Annotated in this window: 13 protein-coding genes; 11 read left to right on the forward strand and 2 right to left on the reverse strand. The window is 61.8% G+C overall.

From position 1 onward, the window contains the following. Window positions 1-156 precede the first annotated feature (156 nt). The 5 genes from AEQU_RS00730 to AEQU_RS00750 all read left to right on the forward strand — a co-directional run bounded on the left by AEQU_RS00730 (window position 157) and on the right by AEQU_RS00750 (window position 3934). Window positions 157-1566 carry a radical SAM/SPASM domain-containing protein gene (locus AEQU_RS00730; protein WP_022738383.1) on the forward strand — a complete coding sequence of 470 codons (1410 nt, stop codon included), beginning with the start codon at window positions 157-159 and terminating at the stop codon, window positions 1564-1566. 156 nt (window positions 1567-1722) lie between these two features. Next, a complete protein-coding gene (locus tag AEQU_RS00735; protein ID WP_041714284.1) occupies window positions 1723-2274 on the forward strand; it encodes a hypothetical protein in 552 nt (183 codons plus the stop codon). A gap of 10 nt (window positions 2275-2284) precedes the next feature. Beyond that, window positions 2285-2605, forward strand: a complete 321-nt coding sequence (locus AEQU_RS12085) for a helix-turn-helix domain-containing protein (protein ID WP_022738388.1) — start codon at window positions 2285-2287, stop codon at window positions 2603-2605. Between the two features lie 671 nt (window positions 2606-3276). Continuing rightward, a complete protein-coding gene (locus AEQU_RS00745; protein WP_117282257.1) occupies window positions 3277-3504 on the forward strand; it encodes a hypothetical protein in 228 nt (75 codons plus the stop codon). Window positions 3505-3715: 211 nt separating this feature from the next. Further along, window positions 3716-3934, forward strand: a complete 219-nt coding sequence (locus tag AEQU_RS00750) for a helix-turn-helix domain-containing protein (protein ID WP_022738400.1) — start codon at window positions 3716-3718, stop codon at window positions 3932-3934. Window positions 3935-4072: 138 nt separating this feature from the next. Here AEQU_RS00750 and AEQU_RS12220 read toward each other — a convergent pair whose 3' ends face one another. Next, window positions 4073-4303, reverse strand: a complete 231-nt coding sequence (locus AEQU_RS12220) for a helix-turn-helix domain-containing protein (RefSeq protein WP_022738404.1) — start codon at window positions 4301-4303, stop codon at window positions 4073-4075. A gap of 301 nt (window positions 4304-4604) precedes the next feature. On the opposite strand from AEQU_RS12220, the gene pyrH reads away from it, so the two are divergent. From pyrH to dxr, 5 genes are all read left to right on the forward strand, one after another. Then, window positions 4605-5321, forward strand: coding sequence for a UMP kinase (gene pyrH, locus AEQU_RS00755; protein WP_022738407.1), 717 nt, complete (start codon window positions 4605-4607; stop codon window positions 5319-5321). Between the two features lie 142 nt (window positions 5322-5463). Next, entirely contained in the window at window positions 5464-6027 is a 564-nt protein-coding gene (gene frr / locus AEQU_RS00760) for a ribosome recycling factor (RefSeq protein WP_041714289.1), read from the forward strand. A gap of 37 nt (window positions 6028-6064) precedes the next feature. Then, the gene (locus AEQU_RS00765; protein WP_022738414.1) at window positions 6065-6844 is read left to right on the forward strand and encodes an undecaprenyl pyrophosphate synthase; all 780 of its coding nucleotides are present in this window, start codon (window positions 6065-6067) and stop codon (window positions 6842-6844) included. 111 nt (window positions 6845-6955) lie between these two features. Next, window positions 6956-8071: a phosphatidate cytidylyltransferase gene (locus AEQU_RS00770; RefSeq protein ID WP_306766839.1), complete on the forward strand. Its 1116-nt coding sequence runs from the start codon at window positions 6956-6958 to the stop codon at window positions 8069-8071. Window positions 8072-8125: 54 nt separating this feature from the next. After that, window positions 8126-9388: a 1-deoxy-D-xylulose-5-phosphate reductoisomerase gene (gene dxr, locus AEQU_RS00775; protein WP_022738422.1), complete on the forward strand. Its 1263-nt coding sequence runs from the start codon at window positions 8126-8128 to the stop codon at window positions 9386-9388. 22 nt (window positions 9389-9410) lie between these two features. On the opposite strand, the gene AEQU_RS00780 is transcribed toward dxr, so the two are convergent. Further along, entirely contained in the window at window positions 9411-13229 is a 3819-nt protein-coding gene (locus tag AEQU_RS00780; RefSeq protein ID WP_022738425.1) for a VaFE repeat-containing surface-anchored protein, read from the reverse strand. A 562-nt stretch (window positions 13230-13791) separates the two neighbouring features. Here AEQU_RS00780 and AEQU_RS00785 point away from each other — a divergent pair. Continuing rightward, window positions 13792-14904, forward strand: a complete 1113-nt coding sequence (locus AEQU_RS00785; protein ID WP_022738429.1) for a site-2 protease family protein — start codon at window positions 13792-13794, stop codon at window positions 14902-14904. Window positions 14905-14916 lie beyond the last annotated feature (12 nt).

A 14916-nucleotide genomic window follows, 5' to 3' on the forward strand; every position in this document is an offset into this window, starting at 1 on the left:
GAGGGGCCATTTTAATGGCTAATAATCCTGGCGCACCATGGGAAATATAGCGCCATCTGCTAAGATGCGTCGCAAATCATGTCATATTCGGCATTCGGGGCCTTGCGTCTGCCGCATACTAACTGCACTATCCCATGATGCGCAGAGGAGCGTGCAGTGAGGTTCGGCCCTAACGTAGTGGAGCACGCTCCCTTTTCCATCCCCATGATCGGCAGCACCGCGACTGGCTATGTTATCGGCCTGACTCCCGAAGGCGCCGCCGTGTGCCACCGCATGTTCACCGAGGACGTGCCCGAAGCAGAGGTCGCCGCGGTGCATGCGGATTTGGCCGCCCATCTGCGTCGTGGCGGCTTTGTCGTGGAAGGGGAGAGCGCCGATGGCGTGGCATTGAGGGAAGGTGCGGAGGGGGCTGACGAAGGGGCCTTGGGGAAAGGCGTGGAAGGTGCCGAACGCACGGAAGATGCCGCACGCCCGGAGGGTGCCGAGCGCGAGGAAAACGTGGAGGGTGCCGGAGATGCGGAAAGCGCCGCAGCCGAGGGCGCCAACATGGCCGCGTCCGCCGCGCCCGCGCCGCTGCAGTCGGCGTACCTGCACGTCACCCACCATTGCAACTTGAACTGCATCGGCTGCTACTCGGCGGTGGATGCCCGCAACACCCGGCGCGACCTGACGCTGGACGAGCTGCGGGGAATCATCGACGCCTTGGCCGACGCCGGCTGCCAGCATATGGTCATCTCCGGCGGCGAGCCCTTCCTGCGCGACGATTTGTCCGCCATTGTCGCCTACGTGCGCGAGCGCGGCATCGACTCGGTGGACGTGCTCACCAACGGCACGGCCGTCACGCCGGAAAAGCTGGCTGCCATCGCGCCCTACGTGGGTCGCGTTTCGGTGTCCTTCGACGGCCCCAATGCTGAAGCGGCACCCGTCATCCGTCGCGAGCCCTTGTTCGAGCGCCTTGTGGCAGCGGTCGAGATGATCCGCGAGGCGGGCATTGCGCCCCACATCATTCCGACGGCCCATGCGGGCAACATCGATGCTTTGGGCGAGTACGTGGTTTTGGCCGACTCGCTTGGGGCCACCATGAATTTCAGTCTGCTGTCCGCACCGTTGGAAAACGATGAGCTGGCGGCGGTCATCCCCGACGATGCGGCGCTTGCGCGTTTGGCGCAGGCGACGCTGGCCCTGTCGCGCGACGGAGTGCCCGTGTTGTCCGACACGCCGGTGAGCACGCGCCTGACGACGACCTGCGGCTGCGGGGCGGGATGTGCCATGGTGAGCGTGTCGGCCGATGGCGAGGTGTTCCCGTGCCATATGATGCACGACGAGGCGTTTAGTTTGGGGTCGCTTTTGGAAGACCCCGGCTGCTTGGCCGCGCGCCATGCCCCTGCGCCCCGCGTGGGAGAGCTGGCCGCCTGCGCCGATTGCGAGATCCGCTATCTGTGCGGCGGCGGTTGCCGCGCTCGCGCCTATTTCGCCACGGGCGACGTCGAGGCCCGCGATCCCTATTGTGCCCTCATGCGGACGTTCTACCGTCTGCTTTTTGAGGCAATGTTAGGTCGCGATTAAAGAGAGGAGGTGGAATTATGCTGTTCTATAGCGATGCAGAGCCGCTGAATACGTGCTTAATCATTGGGCCTAGTGGCACTACGTGTCTGAGGATTGGGCTGTAGAAGAATGCTGGATTGTCGTGTGTTTCGGCAATCCAGCGAGTAATGGAGTCAAATGAAACTAGATGCTATTGAGTTTGAGAACGGCAAGAAGGAATTAGCATTAGCGCTCTCTAATGCAAAGAAAGCTTGTCGCTTGATCAGAAACGTGGTCACCGGCCTTTTGGCATTGGCAATCATTTCTTGTGCTGTTCTTACAATCGGAATGCTGCTAGAGGTGGACAAGGGTGGGGCATGCTTTTTCATTCCTGCTATGTATGTACTTGTTTATGGTGGCCTCGTTGTGCTCATGCTTTACAAGTTAATGCAAGTTTTCGCTGAGATCGTCCAAGCTGGCGATCCTTTTTCGGAAAAGCAAGGTGAGCGCTTTAGGGTAATTGCGTTTGCCGCATTAATGATTGTCCTGCTTGAGCTTGTTTTTGCAGCAGGGTTTTCATATATGGTCGTTCCCGAATGGGGTTATGGGGTAATTGTCCATGATGGATTTGATGGGCCAACCATCAATCTCAACGTCGGTATGCTGGTCTTTTCTGCTATTATGTACTCACTTTCGGCAATATTTCGATATGCTGCGTTGCTTCAGCAACTCAGCGACGAAACCGTGTAAGGGAGCTGTTATGCCTATTATTCCTCGTCTTGACCGAGTGATGGCGGATCGCAAGATGTCCGTCAACGAGCTTTCTCAGCGCATCGACATCTCGCCGGTGAACATTTCGCGTATGCGCCGCGGCCACATCAAGGCCGTGCGTTTCTCCACGATGGAGCGCATTTGCGAAGTGCTGCAGTGCCAGCCGGGCGACCTGTTTGAATACGTGTCCCCCGAACCGGGCACCGAAGAGGCCGCTGAGCTCGGCGCGATCGTGAACCGCGAAATTGAGGAGCCGTCCCGCAAGCCCATTGGTGCCGTCTCCCGCACCCCCGTGAACGTGGCCAACTAGTCTCTGCCGTAACTCACACCTCCCAGGGCGCCCGCCGGGCGTCCTTTTTCATGCCCGCGAAACACCCCAAAAAAGTGCTCCCCGAGAGCTGCACCCCCGAGAAGCGCATCTCCGGGAAACACACTCGTACCCCGACGCCCCTTTTTTTGCAGCATCGAGGAGGTTCCGTAGAGGCAGGAAGATCGACCTCGCCAGATGAAGGACGTCTTTCTGGCAAGTTTTCCGAGCTTTTCGACGTGGCCTGTTTGCAGTGGGCCAACTGATGACATTCAAGCTGTCCAGATCTAACGAGATGTGATAAGTGGACTAGAGATTTCGCCCCAGATGCCTTTGCGCCCGGTCTCTTCGCGTCGAAACTCTCGAAAAACTTGCCAGATTTGGACGGCTTGTTCTGCGCGATTCGGCGCATTGCTTGTGCCGGGTGCGTCCTTGACCGCCCCTGGCACCGGAGATACGATATTCCCTGAACCTTGAAATCCCGCAGAAATCGCCGCGAGCCTCTCCTACTCCCCGTGGGGCGAGGAGGAGCTGGCCATGGAGCCGCTGCCCGGCTACGGCGATCGGTTCGAGCGCCCCACTACGGATACAACGTCGAGCTGTCGTCCCCGGAGGGCGGCCTGCAGTACCTGCGCGACCGCTGGATGTTTAACAGAGTGCTATGCGAGGAGGAGGTGTGCCGCAAGATCCTGCGCGCCGCGCTGGGGATAGAGGTGGGGGAGATAGCCTATCTGAACGCCGAGCAGGCGAAGGAGCCGGCAGCGGCGAGCCGCGGCGTCCGCATGGACGCGTTCGCCCGGGAGGGAAGCCGCGTGTTCGACATCGAGATGCAGGTCTCCCCCGAAGATGCTGCCTATCGCGATAAAATGCTCGCGGAGTTCGGGCTGGAAAGGGCCGAATAAACATCAGAGGAAGCGCACTGGAAGATGGATGTCCTCCGCTGGGGAAGGGTGCTGTCTGTCTGATATCAAAATATTACATTAAAAATTATTGATAACGTGCTAGTATGTTAAGTACATCATGAGGTCGCTACGCCGCTGTGAAGAAGCTACGGCTGCGCGGGCACCTGAAGGAGCACGCAAAAGCGGTCTTCTGAGCGGATGGGAGCATGCTATGCCTATTGTGTCGAAATTGAAGGTGGTCATGGCCGACCGCGACGTCAGTGTCAACGAGCTGTCGGAGAAGGTGGGGCGTTCGGCGGTGAACCTCTCCCACTTGCGCTGCAATCACTCAAAAGGTATTCGGATCTCGCTGCTGGAGGATTTGTGCCGTGAGCTGCACTGCCAACCGGGCGATTTACTCGTGTACGAACCGCCCGCTCGCGAGGAGTAGGACTGACCGAGTCGGCAGACGTCGACGAGACGCCTTCCATCGCTGTTATTTTAAAAAGACACGGGAAAGATTCTTAAGAGCTTGTGAGAGCCTTTCGCTCGCTCGCTCGATTGGCGGGGTGAGCGGAAGTTCTGCGCCTTAGAAGTCGATGAGGGAGCCCAGGGGGACGTCGAGGGCGTCGGCGATTTCGATATATTTGGCGATGCCCGTGTTGTGCTTGCCGGCCTCGATGCGGGCGATGACGGCTTGGTCGGTGTGCACCATGAGGGCGAGCCTTTGCTGGGAAAGGTTTTGGGCAATGCGATGCGCCCTGATCTGCTGACCAAGCGAGTGAATGCGGGCTTGCACCTTTTCCTGTTCGTCGTTCATGGGGCCAAGGGTACGTTGATGACGAATCAGTCATAGGTCATATATGACATAACTTGGCAATTTCTGAAGAATGGGCGCACGGGAAGGGTAGCTGCCTGGCGTCTGCGCGATATGCGTTTCTGCTCGCAGTGGTCTGCACGGAGGTTTGCGGTTCAGCAGGAGAGGGTTCGGGTAAGCCCCTATGCTCGCGCCCCAGCCCTGAGCTAATTCTTTGATCTTGGAAGGCTGACGCTGCGTTGGCGAGGGACTTCGGGTAATATGTATCCGTTTACAAGATCCTGCCGACGAAGGGATGTACTCGATGGCGAACGAATACAAGTACGATCGCGTGCTGCTCAAGCTATCTGGCGAGGCGCTCGCCGGCGATCAGGGGTACGGCATTGACCCGCGAGTGGTCGATGACCTTGCCGAGGAAATCGCCGAGATCGTTCACGATGGCGTGCAGCTGGCTGTGGTTGTTGGCGGGGGCAACATCTTCCGCGGCCTGGCCGGATCGGCCGAGGGCATGGATCGCTCTCAGGCCGATTACATCGGCATGCTGGCCACGGTGATGAACGCGCTCGCTCTGCAGGACGCCTTCGAGCGCCACGGCATCTTCTCCCGTGTGCAGAGTGCCATCAATATGCAGGAAGTGTCCGAGCCCTACATTCGCCGTCGTGCGATCCGTCATTTGGAGAAGGGGCGCGTCGTCATTTTGGCGGCTGGCACGGGCAATCCCTATTTCACGACCGATACGACGGCGGCCCTGCGCGCCTGCGAGCTGGACGTCGATTGCGTCATGAAGGCCACGAAGGTCGACGGCGTCTACGATGCCGATCCGATGAAGAACCCCGACGCGCGCCGGTTCGACCATATCAGCTATATGGAGGTGCTGAGCCAGGGGCTGCATGTCATGGATGCCACGGCCACCTCGCTTTGCATGGACAACGACGTGCCCATGATCGTCTTCGACCTCACCAAGCCGGGCAACATCAAGGCCGCTCTGCAGGGCGAGCCGGTGGGCACGGTGGTCGAGTAGGCGCCTGGAGCGCAGGCCGCGTCGGAGCCGCTTGTCGGCACGATAGCGAGGACGAGCGTATGCCGCGGGTTGAGAAACTCGCGGCGGATTCTAGAAGGATTTCAGGGGGAGGAGCCCCTGAGTGATTAGGGAGGAAACCCTCATGGCAGATATCGACGAGATTCTGATGAGCACGGAAGAGCGCATGGAAAAGGCCATCACGGCGCTGAAGGAGAACTTCATGGGCGTGCGCACGGGCCGCGCCAACGCCATGGTGCTCGACCGCATCAAGGTGGACTACTACGGCGTGCCCACGCCGGTGAACCAGATGGCTGGCGTGAAGACGCCCGAGGCCCATCTGCTGGTCATCGAGCCTTGGGACAAGGGCATGCTGCGTGCCATCGAGCACGCCATCCTCGAGAGCGATTTGGGCGTGACCCCGAACAACGACGGCTCGGTCATTCGCCTGCCGTTCCCGAGCTTGACCGAGGAGCGCCGCCGCGATCTGGTGAAGCAGTGCAAGACCTACGCCGAGGAAGCGCGCGTGGCCGTGCGCAACGCCCGCCGCGATGCGAACACCGCGATCGAGAAGGCCGTGAAGAACGACAACCTTCCCGAGGACGAATCGAAGCGGGCCGAGGCCGAGATCCAGAAGATGACCGATCGGTTCGTTGCCGAGGTCGATGAGGTTCTGAAGAAGAAGGAAGCCGAGGTCATGGAGATCTAGGGGGTTCACTGGCTTCACGAACGACCGGTGGGTAGGGATGAACAAGGATTTAGATTACATATTTCCGGATCCGCCCGAGGGGGTTGATCCTCGGGCGCTTGATCCGGAGAGGATCCCCGAGTCGGTGGCCATCATCATGGACGGCAACGGGCGATGGGCGAAAAAGCGTGCGTTGAACCGCCTGAAGGGCCATAAGGCCGGCATCGAGGCGGTGCGAGAGGCCATTCGCTGCGCGTCGGATCTTGGGGTGCGCTATCTGACCATCTACTCGTTTTCCACGGAGAACTGGAAGCGGCCCGAAGATGAGGTCGTGGGGCTGATGGATCTGTTCGCCAAGACCATGCTCGCCGAAGTGGACGGCCTTCATGAAGAGGGCGTGCGCGTGCGAACGATCGGCGATCTCTCGGCGCTTCCCGCAGAGACGCGCGAGGCTTTCGATGAGGCCTGGGAGAAGACGCGCGACAATGACGGTATGACGCTGGTGGTGGCCGTGAACTACGGTGGCCGTCAGGAAATACTGCGCGCTTGCCGGGGCTGCATGCGCGAGGCGGTGCTTTTGGGCGAAGAGACCGGGGAAGTGATAGAGCCCACCGAGGAGATGTTCGAGCGGGGGCTGTACACGTTCGGGATGCCCGACCCCGACCTGGTCATTCGCACTTCGGGCGAGATGCGCATCTCGAACTTCCTGCTGTGGCAGATTGCCTATTCCGAATTCGTGGTCACCGATGTGCTGTGGCCCGACTTCAACCGCTACACCTTCCTGGAGTGCCTGCTCGAGTATCAGGGGCGGAACCGCCGTTTCGGGGGCGTAGCCTAAATGCGCGGGGGGATTTCCGACGAAGAGAAGAGGGATCGAGCCCGAGCGGCGCGCGAGCGATTGCGCCGAGGCGACCATGGTCGCCGTGTGCGTTCGGAAGAGCGCGGAAGCGTGTCAGCTGCGCGTGGGGCGGCGGCTTCTGACGGGATGAGTGCGTCCCTTGACGAGGTGAGTGCGCCCTCGGAGGAGCGCACTCATTTGCTCGACCGACTGCAGCCCGATGAGGAACGCGACTTGCCCCCCGTCGTTTGCGATGCGGAGTCGGCCCCCGAAGGTCCTCCCTGGCACTACGACCTCTCCGACGAGGAGCGCGCCGCTCGCGAGGAGAAGCGCGAGACGCGCCAGGAGAAGCGTGATCGCCTGAAGCAGAAGGCGCTGGACAAGACGCCGGACAAGCTGCGCAATCCCTCCGATCTTCAAGTGCGTTTCCGTACCGGGGTAATTTACACGGCGGTGACGGTCATCTGCGTGCTGGCCGGCAACATCCCCATGGTGCTCATGCTGATGGTTGTCGCTGGCATCTGCGCCGGCGAGTTCTTCTACATGCTGCGCTCCGATGCGAAGCTGCCCAACGAGATGCTCGGCATCATCGCGGCCGTGCTCTATCCCCTAAGTGTGTACATTGCTGGTCTGGTGGGCGCGATGCTGGTGAGCTTGGCTCTTCTGCTGGCCCTCTTGGTGTGGTACGTGTTCTGGCTGCGGGCCCGCATCCCCGATGTGGGGGTGAGCTTCTTCGGCGCTGCCTACACGGGCCTTCTGCTGTGCGGACTGGTGATTATCCGTGTGTCGCTGCCGGCGCCGTGGGGCGGCGTCTGCGTGCTTCTGCTGTTCTTGTCGGTGTGGGCCAACGACGCCTTCGCCTATTTGGTGGGAAGCAAAATCGGGAGGCACAAGCTGGCACCGCGCACGAGTCCGAAGAAGAGCTGGGAAGGGTTCATCGCAGGTCTGGTGGGGTCGGTGATATTTTGGTGCCTCATGACGCTGGTGCCCGGCATCACCATGGCCATTCCTCAGGCTATTGTCTTCGGCATCATTTCCGGCTGCATGGGAGTGCTGGGCGATTTGGCGGAGAGCCGCATCAAGCGGAATTCCGGGTTCAAGGACTCCGGCACCATCATGCCCGGCCACGGCGGCCTGCTCGATCGGAGCGACTCGCTGTTCCTCACCTCCATCACGGCAGCTATCCTTCTGATAGCCGGCGGTTGCATTCCCTATGCTCTTTTCTAGGCGGTCTGCTACGGCCCGCTCCTCGCACGTCTTCTCGTATTGAAAGGGGTTCTTATGGCCAAACGGCGCATTGTGGTACTCGGTTCCACCGGGTCCATCGGCACCCAAACCCTCGATGTCGTGCGACAGCACGGCGATAAGCTGGAGATCGTCGGCCTCGCGGTGAACAACTCCCTGGATGCGCTGCTCGCCCAAGCTCGGGAGTTCGATGTGCGCCATCTGGCCGTGGGGAATGCCGCTTTGGCGAACGACCCCCGTTGCGATGAGGCGCGGGCCCTCGTGCGGTCGCTGGCCGTCCCCAAGGACCAGGAGGACGCGGAGGCGAGCTTCGGTGTTGGTTCCGAAGCCGTCGTGGCCCTCACCCAACTGCCCGAGGTGGATGTCGTCGTGAACGCCCTGGTAGGAGCAGCTGGCTTGGAGGCGAGCTATGCGACGCTGAAGGCAGGCAAGGTGCTCGCTTTGGCCAATAAGGAGTCGCTTGTGGTGGGTGGCGACCTCATTATGCCGCTGGCAGCAGCGGTGGATGCGGATCGTCGGGCCTCCGGCGTAGCTCCGGCGACAGGGCCGGCAGGCGCGCTCATGCCCATCGATTCGGAGCATGGAGCCATCTACCAATGTCTGCTCGGAGAGAACCCGCGCGAGGTCTCGAAGCTGTGGGTGACGGCTTCGGGCGGCCCGTTCCGAGGCAAGACGATCGCCGACCTGGAGGCGGTCACGCCAGCTCAGGCACTGGCCCATCCCACCTGGAACATGGGGGCGAAGATCTCCATCGATTCCTCGACGCTGATGAACAAGGGGCTCGAAGTCATCGAGGCGCACCACTTGTTCGCGATGCCCTACGATCAGATCGAGGTGGTAGTGCAGCCCCAGAGTGCCATCCATTCGATGGTGGAGTTTACCGATGGGTCGGTTCTGGCTCATTTGGGCACGACCGATATGCGCATTCCCATTCAATTTGCTCTCTCCTATCCCGAGCGGTGGGAGGCTCCCGTGAGACCGCTCGATTTTCGGACGTTGGGCTCGCTGGAATTTGCGGCGCCCGATGTGGATACGTTCCGCTGTCTTTCTCTGGCTCGTCATGCAGGTGAGGTGGGGGGCACGCTGCCCGCCGTCATGAATGCCGCCAACGAAGTGGCGGTGGCGGCATTTCTCGCCGAGCAGATCGGCTACCTCGATATCGCCCGCTGCGTCGAAGCGACCATGGACGCCCACGAAGGGGCAGGCGTCCAAGTCGTGGAGAGCCTCGAGCAGCTGAAGGCCGTCGACGCATGGGCCCGCGCCTTCGCAAGCGAGTGGGCCCGGGGGCGGCGGAGTTAGCGGCGCCGCCCCGGAAGCGTTCTCAGCGGCGCTTGCGGTAGGCGACGAAGGCAGCGCCGGCGCCGGCTACGGCGAGCAGGGCGACCAAGCAAATCACCGTGAGGCTCTCGTCTCCCGTTTGAGCGAGGCGCGAGGTTTGGGCGACGCGCGTCGGCTCGGGCTCGTCGGCTTCGGGCTCAGTGGGCTCCTCCGGCTCGTCGCCGCCGGTCGGCGGCAGCGGCAGGTCGGGATAGGCGTAGGAGACGGTCTGCCCCTCGTCCTCGATGTCGGCGTGGAGGGCCACCTCGATGTCGTCGTGCAGCAGCGATTCGAAGACCACGAGGCTCACGCCATCCAAGTTGGTGCCGGGAACGGTGATCTCGACATCCACCGTGCCCGAGGATTCCTCGGGGATGAACCGGTGGCTTACCATGACCACTTTATCCTCCACGAGCCACGGGGCGTTTTCCTCTTTGTCCATGAGCACGGCGGATAGCTCGTACTCCTCGCCGGGGGTTAGGCCCTGGTAGCTGACGGTGTCGATGATGGTGACCTCTTCTGCCGGCACGCCTTCGTGGGTGCCGGTGGCGGCGTCGACGGCCGTTGTGCCGATGGCGATAGGGCTCACGGCGATGGTCTGCTTGCGGTCGGCGAGATCGCGGTGCGAGGCTACTTCGACGCCATCTTGCAGAAGCGTCTCGAAGACGACGAGGTTGGTGTCCTCGGTGATCGCCGAGGCGTCGAAGGCGAAGGTCACGTTTGCGTACCCGTTGTAATCCTCGGGAGTGAACTCAAGCTCGGCGGCGACTTCTTCCTCATTCACGAGGAACGGCTCTCCGGTGGCTTTGTCCATGAGGGTTCCCCGAAGCAGATAGGGCTCTCCGGGCTCTAGGCCAGAATAAGTGACTCGATCGATGACGACGGCCTTGGTATCGGCGCTGATCTGCGTGTCGTACAGATCGTCGGACAGACCGTCGTAGGCACTCGTGCGGATCGTGGGCTTGCCGGTGCCCGTGTTGTTGAGGGTGCCCAAGTCGATGACGAGCCCCTCATCGCTCTCGTCAACCACGATTTCATCGCGGATCATCTCGAAGATTGCGTTGGCCGGGCATCGAAGCTCTTCCAGCTCGTACGTGTCAAAGGGCAGTGCGCCCAGTCCGTTGTCTGCAGCGACGGACGCCCCTTCGGCATTGAGACCGAACCAGATCCCCGCTGTGGCATCAAGGGCCTCGGTGTCCAACGTAAGCGGCATCTGGAAGCTGCCGTCAGGAGCGGTGAACTGCGCGTCGTTGGCGTTCGTGTTCGCGTCGTGGGGATGGCCCGGGGTAGATTCCGTGGAAGCGAGCCCGTTCTTGTCCGTGACGAGGATGTGCCATTCGCCGGTCGTCTTCGAGGTGAGCTTGAAGGGGATGCCGGCCAGCTTCGCGGCGCCGTCGGCGCGCTTCATAAAGCGCAGATCGGTGCGGGCAACGCGGTCGGTGACGAGATCGCCATTCTGCTCCGCATCGAAGGTCTCGATAATCTCGCCATCGGTGTCGGCATCGGTGACATGGCGCACATGCACGGTCTCGTCGAGGAGGTAGCCGCGCGGCGCTTTCACTTCCTGGATGGCATAGGTGCCGATGGGAAGCGCGATGCGGCCGTTGGAGAGCTTGTAGAACGCATCGCCTGCCACCTTGTAGGGAAGCTCCTCGGTCGTTCCGTCGGCCAAGGTGTGCGTGAAACTGCTCTCTGCCTGGTCGAGTAGGAAGGCGCCCTCGTCGTTGGTGCGCACGACCCAGCTTGCTTGCGGCTCGAGGGTCTTAAGGGCGTCCAGGGAAGCGTTCTTGGCCGCATAATAATCGATGCGGAAGTGGGCATCGCCGAGGGTGGCGGCACCCTGCGCATGGCTCTGACCGCTTTGAGCATCCTTCTTCTGGATAAGAAGAGAGAGGGGATTCAGCTTTGCCTTGTCGCTGACGGCAGTGGTATTCACGCGGGTGACGGAACGATCGGCGACGGTCACGGCATAGGTTCGGCTATCCAGAGCATAGCCCTCCAGAGGGCGCTTGGTCTCGCGCACCCAATAGGAGCCGATGGGCATCTCGTCGATGCGCCCGTAGCCATCGGCATCGCCGTTCAGACTCGTACGGATTTCGCGGACGAGCTTTGTGCAGGCCGAGTCCGCGTACACGCCATAGACGGCGCCCGCCAAGGTGTAGCCGGGGTGCCCCAGCGTGACCTCGGGATAGCCCGACTGCTTGAGCAAGTCGATGGAGCCGCGCATGGGTTCATCGGCAAAGGAGACTTGGCACACGACGCTCTCGTCGCTGGTTGCCTCCACGGTCGCCTTCTGGACGGCGCTGTTCAGGCGGAATCCGGGTGGGGCGAACAGTTCGCAGAAGTAATAGTCGCCGCCCTCGATGTCCTCGACGACCGCGCTTCTGCCGTCCGCCCCGGTGACGAGGGTAAACGAAGCATTGGCCTGGGCCCAGGTGCGGGCCGCCTGCCAGCTTCCCCAGGCGCCCTTGGCGGCCTGATCGGCCGCTGCTTCGGCGCTCGCACGGGTGGAGAAGGCGCCGAATACCGCGTTGGCGAGCGAGTAATTCCCGTTGGCGTTGGAGATGGTGGGATTGGCGGAGGTCTTCACGACCTGGGCGCGCCCGGTGTTGATGGGCTCCACGAGCAGGTAGCCGACAACGTCCTGAAACTCCTTGTTGGTGGCGGCAGATCGGGCATCGATTTTGTAGTAGAACTTGTACCACCCGTTGTACGCGGATTGCGAGCCGGTGTAGGTGCCCTTGTAGGTGATGTAGTTGTCGCCATTGGGGTTGCTTGCCACGGCGCCGTAGCCGTTGGAAACGCCGGCAGTGCCGCAGGTGGCTTGGGCCATGGCGCGGTTGGTGGGTGCGCTTCCCCCGCTGTAGTTGGTGTCCTTGTAGTCGTTGCCCGTGGTGAGGAAGCGAGCGCGGTAGTCGCTGCCGGTGCGCGAGGTGGCGAAGGGCGCGTCGGCGCCGTTGCGGGCGGCGATCGTCTCGTAAAGGAACGCGTCCACGACGGCGTCGAAGCTGCTCGATGCAGTGTTCAGCACGTAGTCGTTGAAGTTCGTTCCCTGGGAAACTCCGTTCACCCAGTGCTGAGAGGTGCCGAAGAAAGCACCGAACCCATAGGAGCCTACCAGATCGCTGGGGAACCCATAGGCCTCCTGTTTGCGGGGCATGTCGACATCGAAGGTTTCGAGGCGCATATAGGGGTTGAGCGCGTAGTGCTTCTCGGCCTGGCCGGGGAAGGCGGCCGCGAAGGGGGCGATGCCGCCGGCCTCGGCGAGGATGTCGGGAATGTCCGAGGCGATGGTCGTTGTCTCTTCGCCGACGGTGAGCTCCTGCGGACTTGTGTCGAGGTCGGCGAGCACAAAGCGCTCATAGGCGGGATGTGCGGGCGACAGCTCGAAGACGATGCCGAGGGTTTCCAGAGTGTCCGCATAGGACTCGGGGATGCTCACGGTGCCCGCTGCGGCATCAAGAGAGCACTCATCGGTAATGTCGCGCTGGCGGTCGCCGAAGGTGGCGTAGTGCTCATACACGGCGAAGCTGAGCGCCTCGTCGAGACCGAGCGTTCCGCCCTCGTCAACCGTGGCGACAATGCGCCCTTCTTGCAGGTTGTGCGGCGCGGTGAGGCTGGCGAAGTCGATGGTCTCGCCCGCAGAGTCTTTAAAGTGGAACATGACGGGCACCCCCTCGGTTTCCGTGGCGACTGCCGAGGTCGCGGGGGCACACATCGCGGGGATGAGGCCCACGAGCAGTAGGAAGGCAAGAACCATGTTGAAAAGGGCGCGGCCTCCTTGGAGGGATGGGCGCGCGGGGACGGGATCGAGTGAATCCACGGTGACTCCTCTCTGCGCGGCCACGTGTCCGCGCTGCTCGATTGACGAAAGAGAGTCAGGCGTGGGGCGCAATCGTGACGTCCGTGTCTCGAAGGAATGCGGGCTGGAAGGTTTGGCGTACGGCGCCCGATGCCTGACGCCGATAACCTTACGAGAGCCGAACCGTAGAAATGACGCGGGAATGCCCCAGTTCATTCCCTCCCCCGACCGTGCGGGAGTCGTATTTTTATGCGACGGAAAAGCGGTCGGCGCGAGGAGCCAAAAGGGACTTCGACGGGTCTTCAGTGGGAAAAGGGTGGGACTTCGAGGTGCTCGATTCTCAAGCGGCGGCAGCAAAGGCGCGTGCTTCGCGCTCGCCGAGACGGCAGTCAAGGCGGCGGGCGCAGCCGACGGATTCGGCGTACGTCCCTCCTAAACCATGGAGGGATCGTAGCCAGCTTGTAGTTATTTTCCGAGAGGGCCCTCCAAGGGAAAGACAAAGGGTGCCCGCTTTCTATAATGACCAGCGACACCCGTTCCTGCCCTGCGAGGCAGGAAATCTCTCATATATAAGGAGACATCTGTGGACATCCTCATCATGATCGTCTGCGCCGTTATCAGCATCGGCTTCCTCGTGTTCATCCACGAGGGCGGCCACTACCTGGCCGCTCGGGCCTTCGGCGTGCGCGTTACCGAGTTCATGCTGGGCCTGCCCGGCCCTTCCATTGGCTTCACGAAGGGCGAGACCCGCTATGGCGTCACGGCCGTGCCCCTCGGCGGCTACGCGAAGGTGTGCGGCATGGAGGCCGGCCCTTTGCAGCCGCACCTGCAGGAGGTGCTCGCGTCGCTTTACCGCCGCGGCACCGCCAACATGGAGGACGTGGCCCGCGACTGCGGCATCAGCGACGATGAAGCATACAACGCCCTGGAAGAGCTGGTGGAATGGGGCAGCGTCATCGGTCCCGTCAAGGCCGATCAGTACAACACCTACCGCGCCCCGCGCGTCACGCCCGGCAAGCGCGCTCTGAAGAAGGCGGCCGCGGCGGGGCTGCCGGCGCCCGCCTCCTACGAGCTGGGCCAAGCTCGCGAAGTGGCCGATCCCCATGCGCTTTACGAGTCCGAGTACCGCCAGCAGTACCGCTCGCTGCCCTTCTGGAAGCGCTCGGTCATCCTTTTGGCGGGCATTTTCATGAACCTGCTGTTCGCTATGCTCGTGTTCATTATCGTGTTCTCGATCATCGGCTTTCAGGTGCAGCATCCTGAAACGGGCGAGATCACGACCATTCACGCATCGGTGCTGCAGGCGCTGCAGGCCGGCTTCATGTACATCGGCATGGTGATTCAGGCGGTAGCGGGCCTGTTCAACCCGGCCACGGCGGCTCAGACGGTGTCCGATTCCACCTCCATCGTCGGCATCGCCGTCATGTCGAAGGACTACTTCCAGGCGGGCCTCGTGGAGGCGTTGGAGTTCATGGCCATGATCTCGGTCTCGCTGGGCATCATGAACCTGCTGCCCATCCCGCCGCTGGATGGCGGCCGCTTCGTGGTGGAAATCTTCCAGAAGGGCACCCGCAAGACAGTGTCTCAGAAGGCCATGAACTATATGTCGCTTGCTGGTATGGCCCTGTTCCTCGGCTTCTTCGTCATCATGCTGAACCAGGACATCCAGAGGTTCGTCTTTGGCAACTGGGGCTAGGGGTTTAAACCT

This window comes from Adlercreutzia equolifaciens DSM 19450, assembly GCF_000478885.1.
Lineage (GTDB): Bacteria > Actinomycetota > Coriobacteriia > Coriobacteriales > Eggerthellaceae > Adlercreutzia > Adlercreutzia equolifaciens.